Source organism: Inquilinus sp. OTU3971 (assembly GCF_038440215.1).
The window spans coordinates 43,161-60,389 of the sequence record NZ_JASATH010000007.1 but is presented as its reverse complement, the minus strand read 5'-3'; the positions used below and the strand labels follow the sequence as shown (position 1 = coordinate 60,389).

14 protein-coding genes are annotated in these 17,229 nt (G+C 69.3%); 8 read left to right on the top strand and 6 right to left on the bottom strand.

Features of this window, described 5'->3' with window-relative positions; translation table 11 throughout:
- The first annotated feature begins 5 nt into the window (after positions 1-5).
- From AAHM41_RS03360 to AAHM41_RS03325, 8 genes are all read left to right on the top strand, one after another.
- Positions 6-2,171 carry a RelA/SpoT family protein gene (locus tag AAHM41_RS03360; protein WP_342235110.1) on the top strand — a complete coding sequence of 722 codons (2,166 nt, stop codon included), beginning with the start codon at positions 6-8 and terminating at the stop codon, positions 2,169-2,171.
- A gap of 84 nt (positions 2,172-2,255) precedes the next feature.
- Entirely contained in the window at positions 2,256-3,023 is a 768-nt protein-coding gene (gene lepB, locus AAHM41_RS03355) for a signal peptidase I (protein WP_342235088.1), read from the top strand.
- Positions 2,975-3,715, top strand: coding sequence for a ribonuclease III (gene rnc / locus AAHM41_RS03350; protein WP_342235087.1), 741 nt, complete (start codon positions 2,975-2,977; stop codon positions 3,713-3,715). Before lepB ends, rnc begins: the two co-directional genes overlap by 49 nt.
- Entirely contained in the window at positions 3,712-4,617 is a 906-nt protein-coding gene (gene era, locus AAHM41_RS03345; protein ID WP_342235086.1) for a GTPase Era, read from the top strand. The genes rnc and era overlap by 4 nt, the downstream gene beginning before the upstream one ends.
- Before the next feature lie 185 nt (positions 4,618-4,802).
- Positions 4,803-5,537 carry a DNA repair protein RecO gene (gene recO, locus AAHM41_RS03340; RefSeq protein ID WP_342235085.1) on the top strand — a complete coding sequence of 245 codons (735 nt, stop codon included), beginning with the start codon at positions 4,803-4,805 and terminating at the stop codon, positions 5,535-5,537.
- Between the two features lie 10 nt (positions 5,538-5,547).
- Positions 5,548-7,764 carry a DNA topoisomerase IV subunit A gene (gene parC, locus AAHM41_RS03335; protein ID WP_342235084.1) on the top strand — a complete coding sequence of 739 codons (2,217 nt, stop codon included), beginning with the start codon at positions 5,548-5,550 and terminating at the stop codon, positions 7,762-7,764.
- 117 nt (positions 7,765-7,881) lie between these two features.
- Positions 7,882-8,463 carry a biotin transporter BioY gene (locus AAHM41_RS03330; protein WP_342235083.1) on the top strand — a complete coding sequence of 194 codons (582 nt, stop codon included), beginning with the start codon at positions 7,882-7,884 and terminating at the stop codon, positions 8,461-8,463.
- Positions 8,464-8,601: 138 nt separating this feature from the next.
- Positions 8,602-9,693, top strand: coding sequence for a TRAP transporter substrate-binding protein (locus tag AAHM41_RS03325; RefSeq protein ID WP_342235082.1), 1,092 nt, complete (start codon positions 8,602-8,604; stop codon positions 9,691-9,693).
- A gap of 61 nt (positions 9,694-9,754) precedes the next feature.
- On the opposite strand, the gene AAHM41_RS03320 is transcribed toward AAHM41_RS03325, so the two are convergent.
- The 6 genes from AAHM41_RS03320 to AAHM41_RS03295 all read right to left on the bottom strand — a co-directional run bounded on the left by AAHM41_RS03320 (position 9,755) and on the right by AAHM41_RS03295 (position 17,090).
- Positions 9,755-11,335, bottom strand: a complete 1,581-nt coding sequence (locus AAHM41_RS03320) for a TRAP transporter large permease (protein WP_342235081.1) — start codon at positions 11,333-11,335, stop codon at positions 9,755-9,757.
- Between the two features lie 32 nt (positions 11,336-11,367).
- Entirely contained in the window at positions 11,368-11,916 is a 549-nt protein-coding gene (locus AAHM41_RS03315) for a TRAP transporter small permease subunit (RefSeq protein WP_342235080.1), read from the bottom strand.
- Positions 11,917-12,083: 167 nt separating this feature from the next.
- Positions 12,084-12,818 (bottom strand): arginyltransferase, encoded by a 735-nt coding sequence (locus tag AAHM41_RS03310; RefSeq protein WP_342235079.1) that lies wholly within the window; start codon positions 12,816-12,818, stop codon positions 12,084-12,086.
- A gap of 124 nt (positions 12,819-12,942) precedes the next feature.
- Entirely contained in the window at positions 12,943-13,431 is a 489-nt protein-coding gene (locus tag AAHM41_RS03305) for an AAA family ATPase (protein ID WP_342235078.1), read from the bottom strand.
- A gap of 30 nt (positions 13,432-13,461) precedes the next feature.
- Complete coding sequence (locus tag AAHM41_RS03300) at positions 13,462-14,694, bottom strand: threonine ammonia-lyase (protein ID WP_342235077.1); 1,233 nt, start codon at positions 14,692-14,694, stop codon at positions 13,462-13,464.
- An 11-nt stretch (positions 14,695-14,705) separates the two neighbouring features.
- Positions 14,706-17,090 (bottom strand): penicillin acylase family protein, encoded by a 2,385-nt coding sequence (locus tag AAHM41_RS03295; protein WP_342235076.1) that lies wholly within the window; start codon positions 17,088-17,090, stop codon positions 14,706-14,708.
- Positions 17,091-17,229: the final 139 nt, after the last annotated feature.

Below are 17,229 nucleotides of genomic sequence, written 5' to 3'. Positions count from 1 at the left end.
GCGGCATGATCCGCCAATACGAGCTGGTCGAGCGGGTCAAGGCCTACGATCCGTCGGCGGACGAGGACCTGATCAACCGCGCCTATGTCTATTCGATGAAGGCGCACGGCTCGCAGAAACGCGCCTCCGGCGACCCCTATTTCGTCCATCCGATCGAGGTCGCCGGCATCCTCGCCGGCATGAAGCTCGACACTGGCTCGATCGTCACCGGCCTCCTGCACGATACGGTCGAGGACACCGGCGCGACGCTGAGCGAGCTCGAGGGCCTGTTCGGGCGCGAGACGGCGCAGCTGGTCGATGGCGTCACCAAGCTGTCGAAGCTGGAGCTGCAGAGCGACCAGTCCAAGCAGGCGGAGAATTTCCGCAAGCTGGTGCTGGCGATGTCCAAGGACATCCGGGTGCTGCTGGTCAAGCTGGCGGACCGGCTGCACAACATGCGCACCCTCGGCGCCTTCAACAACGAGGAGAAGCGCCGCCGGATCGCCCGCGAGACGCTGGAGATCTACGCGCCCCTCGCCGAGCGCATCGGCATGCACGGCATGCAGGAGGAACTGGAGGACCTGGCCTTCGCCCAGCTCCACCCCGATGCGCGCGAGAGCATCGTCCGCCGCCTGGCCCAGCTGCGCGAGGAAAGCCAGGACGTCGTCTCCAAGATCATCGCCGAGCTGCAGCGGGTGCTGGAGGAGGGCGGGCTCAAGGCCGCCGTCCTCGGCCGCGAGAAGCGCCCCTATTCGATCTGGCGCAAGATGCAGCGCAAGAACATGGCGTTCGAGCAGCTGACCGACATCATGGCGTTCCGGATCGTGGTCGAGACTGAGGGCGACTGCTACCACGCGCTGGGCCTGATCCACGGCCGCTACGCCTCGCTGCCCGGCCGCTTCAAGGACTACATCTCGACGCCGAAGCCGAACGGCTACCGGTCGCTGCACACCGCCGTGATCGGGCCGATGCGGCAACGCATCGAGGTCCAAATCCGCACCGGCGACATGCAGGAGATCGCGGAGCTCGGCGTCGCCGCGCACTGGGCCTACAAGCAGGACGAGCGGAACCAGGACGGCACCCAGTACCGCTGGCTGCGCGACCTGCTCGACATCGTCGACCAGGCGCAGAAGCCCGAGGAGTTCCTGGAGCACACCAAGCTGGCCCTGTTCCAGGACCAGGTGTTCTGCTTCACCCCGAAGGGCGCGGTGATCGCCCTGCCGCAGGGCGCGACGCCGGTCGACTTCGCCTATGCCGTGCACAGCCAGATCGGCGACACCTGCGTCGGTGCCCGGGTCAACGGCCGGATGGTGACGCTGCGCCACCTGCTGCAGAACGGCGACCAGGTCGAGATCATCACCTCGAAGACCTCGACGCCGTCGCCGGAATGGGAGCGCTTCGTCGCCACCGGCAAGGCGCGGGCCTGCATCCGACGCTTCATCCGCGCCCAGCAGCATGACGAGCACGCCAAGCTCGGCCGCTCGATGCTGCAGGGCGTGTTCCGGCAGGAGGGCTACGAGTTCTCTGACAAGGCGCTGGAAGGCGTGCTCAAGATCTTCAAGGCCGGCGAGCCCGCCGACATCATGGCCAATGTCGGCGCCGGGGTGCTCGGCGCGCGCGACGTGTTCCACGCCGTGTTCCCGGGCCACCGCGCCCAGGTGCAGCAGGAGAAGGAGCGGTCCGGCAAGGTCGTGCCGCTGACCCGGCCGCGCAAGGCCGCCACCGGCGGCGGCCCTGGCGCGATCCCGATCCGCGGCCTGATCCCGAACCTCGCCGTGCACTATGCCCGCTGCTGCCACCCGATCCCGGGCGACCGCATCGTCGGCATCGTCACCACCGGCAAGGGCGTGACCATCCACACCATCGACTGCGACACGCTGGAAAGCTTCTACAACGCGCCGGAGCGCTGGCTGGACGTCAGCTGGGACGCCGGCGCCGACGCCGTCGACGACCATGTCGGCCGGATCCAGGTGACGATCAGCAACGAGCCGGGCAGCCTGGGCACGCTGACCACGGTGATCGGCAAGAACGGCGGCAACATCACCAATCTCAAGATCACCAGCCGCTCGGTCGACTTCTTCGAGATCCTGATCGACATCGACGTCAAGGACGTCAAGCACCTGACCAACATCATCGCGGCCCTCCGCGCCATGCCTGTGATCAGCGCGGTGGATCGTGCCCGCAGCCGCTGACCTTCCCCCGTCCGGTGCGGCTGCGACCACGTCGCCCCTGCCGGTGATTGATTTCCCTCCGCCGCCGGACCATACAGGGGCGCCATGAGCCAGCACCAGAAGTCGATCGACATGTCGAAGAAGAAGGGCGGATGGGTCGAGACCATCCTGACCGTGGTCTATGCGATCGCGATCGCCTTCGGCATCCGCACGGTCGCCTTCGAGCCGTTCAACATCCCGTCCGGCTCGATGATCCCGACGCTGCTGGTGGGCGACTACCTGTTCGTGTCGAAATTCTCCTACGGCTACAGCGCCCAGACGATCGCCTTCGGCCTGCCGCTGTTCGACGGCCGTATCCTCGGCAGCCCGCCGGCCCGCGGCGACGTCGCCGTGTTCCGTCTGCCGAAGGACACCTCGATCGACTACGTCAAGCGCGTGATCGGCCTGCCCGGCGACCGCGTCAAGGTCACCGGCGGGCGGCTCTACATCAACGGCCAGATGGCCGAGCGCCGCGAGATCGAGCCCTTCGTGATGACCCAGTACGGGCAGCGTATCCTGTACCACCAGTACATCGAGACGCTGCCGGGCACCGACGGAGCCGCGCCGGTCGATCACCGAATCCTGGAGATCGACGACACCCAGCGCTACGACGACACCCCGGAATACGAGGTGCCGCCTGGCCACTACTTCATGATGGGCGACAACCGCGACAACAGCTTGGACAGCCGGGCCGATGTCGGCTACGTGCCGGTCGAGAACTTCGTCGGGCGCGCCGAGTTCCTGTGGTTCAGCCTCGACGACGCCAGCTTCTGGCAGGTCTGGAAATGGCCGTTCGCGCTCCGCTTCAGCCGCATGTTCACGGGGATCCACTGATCTCCGGGACCGAAGAGGGCCTCGACGCATTCGCCCGGCGGCTCGGCCACGCCTTCCGCGAGCCGATGCTGCTGGTCGAGGCGCTGACGCATCCCAGCGTCAGCGGCCAGAAGCGACGCGTGGCCAAGCACGGCTATGAGCGGCTGGAGTTCCTCGGCGACCGGGTGCTCGGCCTGGTCATCGCCGAATGGCTGCTCGAGCGCTTCCCGAAGGAGGCCGAGGGCGCCATCGCCAAGCGCCATGTCGCCCTGGTGCGGCGCGAGGCGCTGGTCGAGGTGGCCCAGGCGATCGGGCTCGGCCGCCATCTCGTGCTGTCGCCGGGCGAGGAGGTGGCCGGCCGCGAGAACCCGACCATCCTGGCCGATGCCTGCGAGGCCGTGATCGGCGCGCTCTACCGCGACGGCGGGCTGGCGGCGGCGGCCGGCTTCATCCGCCAGGCCTGGGCCGGCTTCATCGTCCAGAACGCGGCGCCGCCGCAGGACCCGAAATCGGCGCTGCAGCAATGGGCGCTCGCCCGCGGCCTGAAGCTGCCGCGCTATGTCGAGGTGTCGCGCGGCGGCAGCGACCACCTGCCGGTCTTCGAGATCCGGGTCGAGATCGAAGGCCAGCCGGCCGCCAGCGCCAGCGGCCCGTCGAAACGGGTGGCCGAGCGCGACGCCGCCGCCGCCCTCCTGCAAAGGCTCTCCGCATGACCGAAGCTGCGACGCGCTGCGGGTTCGTCGCCCTGATCGGCGCCCCCAACGCCGGCAAGTCGACCCTGCTCAACACCCTGGTCGGCACCAAGGTCGCGATCGTCTCGCCGAAGGTGCAGACCACGCGCAGCCGGGTGCTCGGCATCCTCACCGAGGGCGCCACCCAGATCGTGTTCGTCGACACCCCCGGCATCTTCAAGCCGCGCCGGCGGCTCGACCGCGCCATGGTCGCCGCCGCCTGGGCCGGGGCGGCCGAGGGCGACCTGGTGCTGCTGCTGGTCGATTCGTCGCTGAAGGGCGTGCGCGAGGAGACCCGCGGCATCGTCGCGAAGCTGGCCCAGACCCAGCGCAAGGCGATCCTGATCCTGAACAAGATCGACGCCGTCCGGCACGAGGTGCTGCTGACGCTGGCCGCCGACCTGAACGCCTCGGGCGTGTTCAGCGACACCTTCATGATCTCGGCCCTGACCGGCAGCGGCGTCGGCGACCTGCGCCGCCACCTGGCCGGGCACCTGCCCGAGGGGCCCTGGCTGTTCCCGGAGGACCAGGTCTCGGACATGCCGATGCGTCTCCTGGCGGCCGAGATCACGCGCGAAAAGCTGTTCCTGCGGCTGCAGCAGGAGCTGCCCTACGCGGTCGCGGTCGAGACCGAGGACTGGGAGGAGCAGCCGGACGGCAGCGTCCGCATCTCCCAGATCATCTATGTCCAGCGCGACGGCCAGAAGGCGATCGTGCTCGGGCGCGGTGGCCAGATGATCAAGGCGATCGGCACCGCCGCCCGGCTGGAGCTGGAGGAGATCACCGAGCAGCGCGTGCACCTGTCGCTGTTCGTCAAGGTGCGCGAGAACTGGCTCGACGACCCGGCGCGGTACTCAGTCTGGGGGCTTGATTACGACGCCTGACCGAAACCTCTCCTGTCATTGCCGCGCTTGACGCGGCAATCCAGGGGCCACCCAGAGCGGCATCGACATTCCCTGGATGCCCGGGTCAAGCCCGGGCATGACAGGAAGAGGGGGCGCTCAATCCACAGGTTCAGATGTTCCCGTTTCGTGCTATACGGTCGGGATGAGCTTGGACGGGGCATGATGTGGACTGGCGCGACGACGGCATCGTCCTGACCGTCCGCCCGCATGGCGAGGCGGCGCTGATCACCGGCGTGCTGACCCGCGAGCACGGCCGGCATCTGGGCGTCGTCCACGGCCAGCGCCGGCGGGCCCAGCTGCCGCCCGGCACGCTGGTCTCGGCGCAGTGGCGCGGCCGGCTAGCCGACCATCTCGGCACCTGGACGATCGAGGTCGACCGCACCCCGGCCGCCGCGATCATGGACGAGCCGCTGCGGCTCCTGGCCCTGGTCTCGGCCTGCGCCGTGCTCGACGCCGCTTTGGCCGAGCGGCAGCCGCTGCCGGCGGTCTATGACGGCACGCTGGCCTTCCTCGACACGCTGACCACGCCGCATTGGGACGCCGCCTATGTGCAGTGGGAGGTCGGGCTGCTCGGCGTGCTCGGCTTCGGCCTCGACGTCTCGCGCTGCGCCGTGACCGGCAGCAACGACCATCTCGCCTTCATCAGCCCGCGGACGGGCAGGGCGGTGTCGCTCTCCGCCGCCGGGCCGTATCGCGACCGGCTGCTGCCGCTGCCCGGATTCCTGACCGGGCGCGAGCCGCCGACCCCCGCCGCGATGGCCGAGGGGTTGGCCCTGACCGGGCATTTCGTCGACCGCCACCTCTTCGCCCAGGCCGGGAAGGCGCCGCCCGAGGCGCGGACCCGGTTTGTCGAGGCGTACCGTCGAAGCGCGCTTCGGTCGGCCGCGCCGTTGCGCTAGAATCACGGACATGACCAGCAAGCCTTCCGAGTCGATCCTGCCGGTGCCGCTGCACGACGCGCTGAGCACCCGATATCTCAACTACGCGCTGTCGACCATCACCTCGCGCTCGCTGCCCGATGTCCGCGACGGGCTGAAGCCGGTGCACCGCCGGCTGCTCTACGCGATGCGGCAGCTGCGCCTGGCCTCGACCACGCCGCCGAAGAAATCGGCCCGTGTGGTCGGCGACGTCATCGGTCAGTACCACCCGCATGGCGACGCCTCGATCTACGACGCGCTGGTGCGCATGGCGCAGGACTTCGCCCAGCGCTACCGGCTGGTCGACGGCCAGGGCAATTTCGGCAACATCGACGGCGATAACGCCGCGGCGATGCGCTACACCGAGGCCCGGCTGACCGCCGTCGCCGAGGCGCTGCTGGAAGGGATCGACGACGACGCGGTCGATTTCCGCGAGACCTATGACGGCGAAGGGCGCGAGCCGGTGGTGCTGCCGGCCGCCTTCCCGAACCTGCTGGCCAATGGCAGCCAGGGCATCGCGGTCGGCATGGCGACCTCGATCCCGCCGCACAATGTCGGCGAGATCTGCGACGCGCTGCAGATTCTGATCAAGCGACCCGCGGCCACGGTCGACGACCTGCTGACCGTGGTCCAGGGCCCGGACTTCCCGACCGGCGGCGAGCTGGTCGAATCCGCCGCGGCGATCCGCGAGGCCTACGCCACCGGCCGCGGCGCCTTCCGCGTCCGGGCGCGCTGGGAGATCGAGAAGCAGCCGCTCGGCCTGTACCAGATCGTGGTCACCGAGATCCCGTACCAGGTGCAGAAGTCGCGGCTGATCGAGAAGCTGGCCGAGATCGTCACCGCCAAGAAGCTGTCGACCTTGGAGGATGTGCGCGACGAATCGGCCGAGGATGTCCGCATCATCCTGGTGCCGAAGAGCCGCAATGTCGAAGCCGACATGCTGATGGAGCAGCTGTTCCGGCTGACCGAGCTGGAGACCCGCTTCAGCCTGAACATGAATGTGCTGGACGCCGCCAACGTCCCGCGGGTCATGGGGTTGAAGGATGTCTGCCGCGCCTTCCTCGACCACCGGCACGAGGTGCTGGAGCGGCGGTCGCGCCACCGGCTGGCCAAGATCGAGCGGCGGCTGGAGATCCTGAGCGGCTACCTGATCGTCTTCCTCGACCTCGACGAGGTGATCCGCATCATCCGCGAGGAGGACGAGCCGAAGCAGGGGCTGATGGCGCGCTTCAGCCTGACCGAGCTGCAGGCCGACGCCATCCTCGACATGCGGCTGCGGTCCTTGCGCAAGCTCGAGGAGATGGAGATCCGGCGCGAGTTCGACGGCCTGTCGGGCGAGCGCGACGACCTGCTGGCGTTGCTGGCCGACGAGGGCAAGCGCTGGAAATCGATCGCGGCCGAGATCGGGCAGATCAAGAAGCGCTTCGGCCAGGACACCGAGCTCGGCCGCCGCCGCACCAAGATCGGCGAGCCGCCCTCGGCCGTGGTGGTCTCGATCGAGCCGCAGATCGAGCGCGAGCCGATCACCGTATTCCTGTCGGAGAAGGGCTGGATCCGGGCCCTGCGCGGCCACGGCCTCGAGCCGGCCGAGATCAAGTACAAGGACGGCGACGCCGAAGGCTTCGTGCTGCAGGCCGAGACCACCGACAAGATCCTGCTGTTCGGCAGCGACGGCCGTTTCTACACGCTGGGGGCCGACAAGCTGCCGCGCGGCCGCGGCTTCGGCGAGCCGGTGCGGATGATGGTCGACCTCGCCAACGATGCCGACATCGTCGCGCTGCTGGCCCATGTGCCGGGCCGCAAGCTGGTGCTGGCCTCGACCGACGGCCGCGGCTTCGTGGTGCCGGAGAGCGACGTGATCGCCCAGACCCGGGCCGGCAAGCAGGTGCTGAACCTGAACGACGGCGCCAAGGCGGCGGTCTGCCGCCCGATCACCGGCGACACCGTGGCGGTGGTCGGCACCAACCGGCGCCTGCTGTGCTTCCCGCTGTCCGAGCTGCCGGAGATGTCGCGCGGCAAGGGCGTGACGCTGCAGAAGTACCACGGCGCCGCGCTGTCGGACCTGACCACCTTCAAGCGCGAGGAGGGGCTGATCTGGCAGATGGGCGGCGGCCGCACCCGGACCGAGCCGGAGATCCCGGTCACCGCCCGCGGCCGCACCGGCAACCTGCCGCCGCGCGGCTTCCCGCAGAACAACAGGTTCTCATAAAACCAACCCCTCTATCGTCATTCCCGCGCAAGCGGGAATCTCTTCGGGTAGAACTGGCGAGAGATCCCCGCTTTCGCGGGGATGACGACTTCAGAAGAAGACAACCGGAGTCCTGACATGACCACCCGCACCCTTCCCCCGATGCTCTCGCTGTGGCGCGCCGACGGCCAGTCGGGCCTGCTGCGCTCTGCCGTGCTAGTGGTGCTGGGCACGGCGCTGATGGCGCTGTCGGCCAAGATCCAGGTGCCGTTCTACCCGGTGCCGATGACGATGCAGACCGCGGTGGTGCTGCTGATCGGCGGCGCCACTGGCTGGCGCCTCGGCGGCCTGACCATGCTGGCCTATCTGGCCGAGGGCCTCGCCGGCCTGCCGGTCTTCGCCGGCCTCGCCGCCGGCCCGGCCTATTTCGCCGGCCCGACCGCGGGCTACCTCGTCGGCTTCGTGGCCTCGGCCGCGCTGATGGGCCTGGCGGTGGAGCGCGGCTGGACCCGCAGCCTCGTCGGCATGGCCGCGGCCATCGCCGTCGCTTCGCTGATCCCCTTCATCACCGGCGTCGCTTGGCTCGCCGTGCTGGTCGGCCCGGCGGCGGCGATCTCTGCCGGCCTGGTGCCGTTCATCCCGGCGGCAATCCTCAAGGGCGCCCTGGCCGGCCTGCTGCTGGCCCAGATCGACGGCCTGGCCCAGCGCCGCGGCGCCTGAGACCAAAAGGACGCAACGCCGCTTCTGCGTCGTTGCGTCCCATCTCCGAGTTTCATTAGATGGCAGCAGCGCCGCGGCGGACGACCGCGGCGGCTTGCGGAAACCACGCTCGATGCGAACAGGGGGGAGAGCCCGTATATGAAGCGGCGGAATTTCATCGCGACCGCGGGGGTGGGCCTGGCGGCCGCGCCGCTGGCGGCGCCGGCGATCGCGCAGGACAAGCCCGAGGTCAAATGGCGTCTGGCGTCGAGCTTCCCGAAGTCGCTCGACACCATCTATGGCGGCGCCGACGTGCTGTCGAAGACGCTGTCCGACCTGACCGACGGCAAGTTCCAGACCCAGGTCTTCCCGGCGGGCGAGCTGGTGCCCGGCCTGCAGGCGCTGGACGCCACCCAGAACGGCACGGTCGAGGCGGCGCACACCGTGGCCTACTACTATGTCGGCAAGGACCCGACCTTCGCCATCGGCTCGGCGCTGCCCTTCGGACTGAACGCCCGCCAGCAGAACGCCTGGCTGTATCACGGCGGCGGCAACGAGCTGCTGAACACCTTCTTCGGCAATTACGGCGTGGTCGGCTTCCCCGGCGGCAACACCGGCACCCAGATGGGCGGCTGGTTCCGCAACGAGGTCAAGTCGCTGGCCGATGTGAAGGGCCTGAAGATGCGCATCGCCGGCCTCGCCGGCCGGGTGGTCGAGCGCATCGGCGTGGTGCCGCAGCAGATCGCCGGCGGCGACATCTACCCGGCGCTGGAGCGGGGCACGATCGACGCCACCGAATGGGTCGGCCCCTATGACGACGAGAAGCTCGGCTTCTACCAGGTCGCCAAGTTCTACTACTACCCGGCCTTCTGGGAAGGCGGCCCGACCGTGCATTTCCTGTTCAACAAGGAGAAGTACGAGGCCCTGCCGGACAGCTACAAGAAGGCGCTGGCGGTGGCCACCGAGATTGCCAACTTCAACATGCTGGCGCTGTACGACGTGAAGAACATCGCGGCGATCCGCAGCTTGGTCGGCAAGGGCGTGCAACTGCGCCCGCTGCCGCGCGACGTGCTCGACGCCGCCTATGTCGAGTCCTTCAAGCTCTATGACGAGCTGTCGGCCTCGAACGCCAATTGGAAGGCGATCTATGAGCCCTGGAAGAAGTTCCGCGGCGAGGCCTATCAGTGGTTCCGCGTCGCCGAATACACCTATGACAGCTACGTCTACGCCCAGCAGGCGGCCGGGAAGTAACCCGACCGTTCGCTGAACGGAAGAGGGGTCGGTCCTTTGCGGGACCGGCCCTTTCTCTTGGTTACTTGAAGTCGGGCGGGGGCAGCGGGTCGCCGGGCTGGGCTGGAGCTGGAGTGGGCGCGGGCTGGCCGCCGGGAGCCGGCGGGGCGCCGAAATCCGGCGGCGGCGGGGTGCCGAAATCGGGCGCGGCCGGGGCGCCGAACGGATTGGCGCCGTCGACGCCCGGCATCGGCACGTTGATGTTGATCGAGGTCGGATCGGCCTCGACCTGGCCCGACTTGTAGTGGGTCACCAGCCCCGGGAAGGCGATCACGATCGCGACCATCAGGACCTGGATCACCACGAAGGGAATGGCGCCCATATAGATCTGGCCCGTCGTCACCGGCGCGATCGTCCGCCCCGTGACCTTGTCGCGATAGGCCCGGTTCGGGGCCACCGAGCGCAGGTAGAACAGCGAGAAGCCGAAGGGCGGGTGCATGAAGGAGGTCTGCATGTTGACCGCCAGCAGCACGCCGAACCAGATCAGGTCGATGCCCAAGCTGGCGGCCGCGGCCCCCAGCAGCGGCACGATGATGAAGGCCAGCTCGAAATAGTCGAGAAAGAAGGCCAGCACGAAGACCAGGAGGTTGGCGACGATCAGGAAGCCGATGACGCCGCCCGGCACCGAGGTCATCAGGTGCTCGACCCAGAGATTGCCGCCGACGCCGTAGAAGGTCAGCGAGAAGACGCGGGCGCCGAGCAGGATGAACAGCACGAAGGCGGACAGCTTGGTCGTGGTGTCCAGCGCCTGGCGGATCATCGTCCAATTCAGGCGCCGGTTGAGCGCTGCCAGTACCAGCGACCCGACCGCACCCATGGCCCCGCCCTCGGTCGGCGTGGCAATGCCGAGGAAGATCGTGCCCAGCACCAGGAAGATCAGCACCAGGGGCGGAATCAGCGAGGTGACAACCCGGCCAGCCAGCGCCAGGCCTCGCAGCGTCCGCGCCTCGAGTGGCAGCGCCGGCGCGCTGTTCGGCCGGATGATCGTCATGATCAGGATGTAGCCGGTGTAGAGGCCGGTCAGGATGAGGCCCGGCAGCAGCGCGCCCTTATACATGTCGCCGACCGACTTTCCGAGCTGGTCGGCCATGATGATCAGCACCAGGCTGGGCGGGATGATCTGCGCCAGCGTGCCCGAGGCGGCGATGACGCCGGAGGCGAGCGACCGGTCATAGCCATAGCGCAGCATGATCGGCAGCGAGATCAGCCCCATCGAGATCACCGAGGCAGCGACCACGCCGGTGGTGGCGGCGAGAAGGGCGCCGACGAAGATCACCGCATAGGCCAGGCCGCCGCGGACCGGGCCGAACAGCTGGCCGATCGTGTCCAGCAGGTCCTCGGCCATGCCGCTGCGTTCGAGGATCAGCCCCATGAAGGTGAAGAACGGGATCGCCAGCAGCGTCTCGTTCTCCATCTGCTGGTAGAACCGGTCCGGGATCGCCCCGAGCAGGTTGAACTGCAGGACGCCGAGCTCGACGCCGACCAGATAGAACACGAAGCCGACGGCGGCCAGGGAGAAGGCGACCGAGTAGCCGAGCAGCAGCACGACCACCAGCGCGGCGAACATGAGCGGCGCCATGTTCTCGATCAGGAACTGCGACATGCGGACAAGCTTTCAGGTGCTGGTGGGCCGGCTCAGAGCGGGTCGGCCTCGTGGCCGTGCGCTTGGACGATGTCGGGAATGCGGCCCGACAGGATGGCGATCCGCTTGATCAGCTCCGACAGGCCCTGCAGCGTGAGCAGGATGAAGCCGGCCGGGATCAGGGCCCAGACCGGCCACCGGATCAGGCCATTGGCGTTGCCCGACGTCTCGCCGCTGGCGAACTTGTCCACCACAATCGGCCAGGAGTACAGGATGGCGACGACGCAGAAGGGCAGAAGGAAGAACAAGGTGCCGAAGATCTCGATCCAGATCTGGGTGTGGCGCGACCAGCGGCCGTAGAGGATGTCGACCTTGACGTGCTCGCCCTTCAGCAGCGTGTAGCCCGCGGCCAGCAGGAAGACCGCGGAGAACAGGTACCATTGCAGCTCCAGCCAGGCGTTGGAGCTGAGCGAGAAGGCCTTCCGCAGGATGGCGTTGCCGGCGCTGACCAGGATGGCGGCGAGCACGAGCCAGGATACGGTCCGTCCGACCCAGCCGTTCACCGCGTCGATGACGCGGCTGGCACCCAGCAAAGCCCCCATCTGACCTCCCCGTTTCTTGTACGCTTCAGCGCCGTTGATTGGATCGATGCAATTCGCTGCTGCGAAATATCAGCTTTCGCGCGCGAGACCAACCGGCGATTGGCATCGGCGGTGGCCCGAGCGTCGTCTCTACCGGCTTCTGCTGCGTCGCGGGGAAGGGCGGCGGCTCACACGTCCGGATCGAGCGTCATCCAGCCATTGTCAGTGAGGGCTTCCAGCGGCTGGAAGCGGGCCTTATAGGCCATCTTCTGGCTCTGCGCGATCCAGTAGCCGAGATAGACGTGGTCGAGGCCGGTCCGGCGCGCCTCCTCCACCAGGGCCAGGATCACATAGGTGCCGAGGCTGCGCTCCGGCACGTCCGGGTCGTAGAAGCTGTAGACGGCGGACAGACCGTCCTCCAGCACGTCGACCAGCGCTGCCGCGCGCAGGGCGCCGGTCGGGTCGCGGAACTCGATCAGCGCGGCGCTGCCGCTGCCTTCCTCGATCATGCTGCCGTAATCGGCCCGCGACATCCGCGCCATGTCGCTGTCGCCATGCCGGTGCCGCTGGTAGCGCAGGAACAGGGCGAACTGTTCGTCGCTGCCGATCGGCAGGGCCGAGCGGCGGCTGAGGTCGAGATTGGCGGTCCAGGCCCGGCGCATGCTGCGGCCGGGCGCGAAGCGCGCCACCGGGATGCGCACCGGCACGCAGGCGCGGCAGCCGGGGCAGACCGGCCGGTAGACGATGTCGTGGCTGCGCCGGAACCCGGCCTGCGACAGGGTGGTGTTCAGCGCCCGCGCGTCGCCGCCGTTCAGCCGGGTGAACAGCTTGCGCTCGACACGACCAGGGATATAGGGACAGGGCAGGGGGCCCGACCGGTAGAAATGCTGCAGACGACCGAGCTTGCCGTCGATGACGGACATCAAGCGCTCCTGGGCCGGGAGGCCAACCTCATGCCCCATACTGCACCACAGTGCCGGATCGTCGGCAAGCGACTCGGATGCCGGCCCGCCATGACAAGGCATGCGGACGGAATCCACCGCGGCCTCATGTCAGCCGCAGGATCTCGTCCACGGTGGCGGCGACCGGCCGGCGCGTGTCGATCTCGTGGTCGGCGGACTGGCGGAGCAGCGGCTCGATGGTCGCCACGAGTTCGACAACCTTCCGCCGGTCCTCCGCGGAATGGCCGTAGCCGTCGGGCCCGCGCGCAGCCAGCCGCTCGAGCAGCGTCGCGACCGGGGCGGAGAGCAGGATCACGACGTCGATCAGGGGTAGGAACCCGCCCATAGTCTCGCAGGTGCCGCTGATGAACAGCGGCCTGTCCCGCGGCGCGGACAAGAGGGCGCGGACGCGGTCCTCCCGCCAGACCCAGTCCTTGCCCTCGCCCGGCGTCAGCGTGTCGGCGGGGTCGGCATCGACCCATTCGGACCATTCCGGCGTGTCGAGGTCGCGGGCGTCATGCCCCCGCGCCACCAGCTCCCGGATCACCGCGGTCTTCCCGGTCCCGGACATGCCGGTGATCAGCACGCGCTTCATGCGTTCCCTGTTCCCGGCGCCGGCCGCCCCCTACGCCCCGACGTCGCTCAGCAGCGTCGCCGGATAGCCCCCCTCCATCAGCTTGCCGATGATGACGTCGACATGGGCCCGGTCGCGGGTCTCGACCACCACGTCGATGTCGGCCCGCTTCACCGGGATCTGGAAGAACAGCCGCTGGTGGTAGGTCTCGATGATGTTGCCGCCGGTGGCGCCGATGATGCCGGCGATCCGGCTCAGCACCCCTGGCGAGTCCTCGATCTCGATGCGCAGCCGGGCGATCTGCCCGTTGCGCACCAGGCCGCGCATCAGGATCGAGGCCAGGATGCGCGGGTCGATGTTCCCGCCGCAGACGACGACGCCGACCTTGCGCCCGGCGAAGCGCTCCGGATTCGCCAGCAGGCCGGCGATGCCGGCGGCGCCGGCGCCCTCGGCCACCAGCTTCTGCTGGGTCATCAGCTGGTGCACGCCCTGCTCCAGCACCGTCTCGTCGACCGTGACGATATCGTCGACCAGCGCCGCGATGATCTGCCGGGTCAGCACGCCCGGGCTCTTCACCGCAATGCCCTCGGCGATGGTGGCGCCGCCATAGACGCCGGTGCGGCCGGCCACCGCGTCGCTCATCGAGGCATAGAGCGCGGCCTCGACCCCGGTGATCCGGACCTGCGGCCTGATCGACCGGGCGGCGATGGCGATGCCGGAGATCAGTCCGCCACCGCCGATCGGCACCACCAGGTCGTCCAGGTCCGGCACGTCGGCCAGGATCTCCAGCCCGGCCGTGCCCTGGCCGGCGATGATGTAGGGGTCGTCATAGGGGTGGATCAGGGTCAGCCCTTCCGCGTCCACCAGCTTGCGGGCATGGCTCATGCTGTCGTCGAGGGTCTGGCCCACCAGCACCACCTTGGCGCCGTAGCCCTCGGTCTTCGCCACCTTGGTGAAGGGGGTGAAGGTCGGCATCACGATGGTCGACGGGATGCCCAGGCGGGTGGCGTGATAGGCGACGCCCTGGGCGTGGTTGCCGGCCGACATGGCGACCACGCCGCGCTTGCGCTGCGCCTTGTCGAGCGAGCGCAGCTTGTTGTAGGCGCCGCGGTCCTTGAACGAGCCGGTGCGCTGCAGCGTCTCCAGCTTCAGGAACAGCTCGCAGCCGAGGATGCCGGACAGTTGCGGCGCCGGGATGACCGGCGTCCGGGCCACCTGGCCCTCGAGGGCCGCGGCGGCGGCGCGGATGTCGTCGATGGTGACCGGCAGCGGGGCGGGGCTCATCTGAGGTCCTGTCATTGGCGCGGCTGCAGGGTCGTCAGCGACTCCCCGGCTGCGGCGAGATCAGCCTCGCCACCGGACAACGTCAAGTATCTTCCGTCTCGCCAATCCGCGACCAGGTCCCCCCAATGCGGCGACAGCGGGTTGCCGGACTGGCCTGTGGCGATCATGAAGCGCGACCGGCCGCGGTCGGCCAGGTCGTAGACGGCGCGGTAGCCGGCGCCATGCGTGTGGGCATAGGGCGCCTCCGGATTGGTGATCGTGGTGGCGCCCCGGTTCAGGGTATAGGGCCCGCCATCGGTCGGAATCGCCAGCGAGGTCAGGCCGCCGATCACCGGCACGCGCGACAGCACCTGGGCGCTCAGCGGCGCGATGTGCTCGGCGCCCCAGCGCCAGGCGGCGATGTCGGCGCCGTGGCGCTGCGCCAGCGCGGCCAGCGCCTCGCCCAGGGTCTGCCGCAGCAGGGCCGTGCAGTCTGCCGGCGGGGCCGAGGCCGCAGCGTCGCCGCACCAGGACGGGTCGCGGGTCAGGATCGTCGCCAGAACCGCCGGGTGGAGCCCGAAATAGTCCTCGGCCAGGGGGCCGAGCGGCGGGTCGAACACGGCATGGGCGAAGCGCCGCAGCCATTCCATGTAGACCAGCGGCTCCGGCCGGTTGCGGTCCATCCGCAGGTCCCAGCCGCGCAGCAGCGCCAGGGCCTTGGCCATGCGGTCGTCCGCGGGGGCGATCGCGGTCATCAGCGGCAGCAGGTCGCGCGCCTCGGTGGTCAGCGTGTCGGCCTGCATCGCCTGGCTGCGTGCGACCGTGTTCGGCCCGTCGGCGTCGAGCAGCTCGACGATGCGGCGGGCGCGGTAGGGCTCGTCATAGCCGTCGCCGAGGTAATGGGGATAGCCCGGCCCGGCCGGGGCATTGTTGGCGTTGGCGATGACGCCGCCGGGCGGGTTCAGCGCCTGGGGCAGGGCCTCGAACAGGATCGTGCCGGTCCAGTCCTGGGCACCCGACGCGCCGTCCGCCGGCAGCTTGCCGTTGCCGGAGCGGCGGATCGGGATCGCCCCCGGGACCAGGAAGCCGATGTTGCCGTCGCCATCGGCATAGATGACGTTCTGGATCGGGGCGCGGAAGTACCGCATCGCCGCCAGGAACTCCGGCCACGTGCCGGCGCGATTCAGCCGGTACAGCGCATCGGCGGAGGTGTCGCCGGGGGCCAGGGCGGCGAAGGCGAGAGCGACGACCTTGTCCTTGCCCGCCAGCTCGGCCATGCCGGGGTCGAGGTCGGACAGCACCGGCCCGTGCCGCGTGCCGCGGATGGTCAGCGTCACCGGGTCGCCGCCGGAGACGGCGATGGTCTCGCTCCGGGTCTCGAAGGCGGCGCTGCCCTCCGGCGTCCGGTAGCGGTTCGGGTCGGCCGGGTCGACCGTCTCCAGGAACAGGTCCTGCACATCCGCGCCGGTGGTGGTGAAGCCCCAGGCGATCCGCCGGTTCTGGCCCAGGATGGTCAGCGGCACGCCGGGCACGGTGGCGCCGGCGACCGACAGGGTCGGGGTCTCGATCCGCGCCATGTACCACAGGATCGGCGCGCTCAGCCCCAGATGCGGGTCGTTCGCCAGGATCGGCGCGCCGGTGTCGGTGCGGCTGGGCCCGACCACCCATTCATTCGATGCGGTGCGCGGCCCGAGCGGCGGCGGCAGCGCCTCGGCCAGCGCCGTCAGCATCGGCGCGGCCCGGTCGAGGGCGGAGAGGGTGGCGGGCGGCAGCGCGCCGAGATCCGGGAACAGGGTGTGGGCGCGCTCCGGCCCCAGCCTGGCGATTACCTGGGCGCGCAGGATCTCGTCGCGGTAATTGGCCGACAGCTGCAGCGTCATCAGCTTGCTCCAGACCAGCGAATCGGCTGGCCGCCACTGCTCCGGCCGGGTCCATAGCAGGGTGAATTCGGGTGGCAGCGCGCCGGGATGGCCGTCGATCCAGGCATTGACCCCGGCGGCGTAGCGGTCGAGGGCAGAGCGCATCTCCGGCGACTGGGCGGCGACATCCGCCTCCGCCAGGCGGTAGATGCCGAGTGTCCGCATCAGCTTGTCGAACCGCAGCCCGGCCCCGCCGATCAGTTCGGACAGCCGGCCGGCGCCGATCCGGCGCTGCATCTCCATCTGCCACAGCCGGTCACGGGCATGCAGATAGCCCAAGGCGAAATAGGCATCGCCGTCGCTCTGGGCGAAGATCGTCGGCACGCCGTGGCCGTCGCGGTAGATCCGGACCGGGCCGGACAGGCCGTCGAGCACGACGGTCCTCCCCGATTCGGCCGGCACCCCGGTGCGCAGCCACCACAGGCCGGCGCCGGCCAGCACCACGAGCAGCAGCAGGAGGCAGGCCAGCGCGATCGCGCCGCGGCGAAGCCATCTCATCGGTCATGTCTCCGTGCCGCCCGGGTCGGTCGCGGCGGTGCTGTGTTATAATAATCTGTCTGATTCGATGCGAGGCGCCATGGAGGCGCAGGGTCGAGCCGTGGCGCCGGATGCGCTTCGGTCTATTTTCGCGGGGGGC

Coding starts and splice junctions, on each gene's coding strand:
- lepB (WP_342235088.1), top strand. CDS start 2,256: ATGAGCCAGCACCAGAAGTCGATCGACATGTCGAAGAAGAAGGGCGGA.
- AAHM41_RS03300 (WP_342235077.1), bottom strand. CDS start 14,694: ATGAGCCCCGCCCCGCTGCCGGTCACCATCGACGACATCCGCGCCGCC.
- AAHM41_RS03305 (WP_342235078.1), bottom strand. CDS start 13,431: ATGAAGCGCGTGCTGATCACCGGCATGTCCGGGACCGGGAAGACCGCG.
- AAHM41_RS03310 (WP_342235079.1), bottom strand. CDS start 12,818: ATGTCCGTCATCGACGGCAAGCTCGGTCGTCTGCAGCATTTCTACCGG.
- AAHM41_RS03320 (WP_342235081.1), bottom strand. CDS start 11,335: ATGTCGCAGTTCCTGATCGAGAACATGGCGCCGCTCATGTTCGCCGCG.
- AAHM41_RS03325 (WP_342235082.1), top strand. CDS start 8,602: ATGAAGCGGCGGAATTTCATCGCGACCGCGGGGGTGGGCCTGGCGGCC.
- era (WP_342235086.1), top strand. CDS start 3,712: ATGACCGAAGCTGCGACGCGCTGCGGGTTCGTCGCCCTGATCGGCGCC.
- AAHM41_RS03360 (WP_342235110.1), top strand. CDS start 6: ATGATCCGCCAATACGAGCTGGTCGAGCGGGTCAAGGCCTACGATCCG.
- AAHM41_RS03315 (WP_342235080.1), bottom strand. CDS start 11,916: ATGGGGGCTTTGCTGGGTGCCAGCCGCGTCATCGACGCGGTGAACGGC.
- AAHM41_RS03295 (WP_342235076.1), bottom strand. CDS start 17,090: ATGAGATGGCTTCGCCGCGGCGCGATCGCGCTGGCCTGCCTCCTGCTG.
- rnc (WP_342235087.1), top strand. CDS start 2,975: ATGGCCGTTCGCGCTCCGCTTCAGCCGCATGTTCACGGGGATCCACTG.
- parC (WP_342235084.1), top strand. CDS start 5,548: ATGACCAGCAAGCCTTCCGAGTCGATCCTGCCGGTGCCGCTGCACGAC.
- AAHM41_RS03330 (WP_342235083.1), top strand. CDS start 7,882: ATGACCACCCGCACCCTTCCCCCGATGCTCTCGCTGTGGCGCGCCGAC.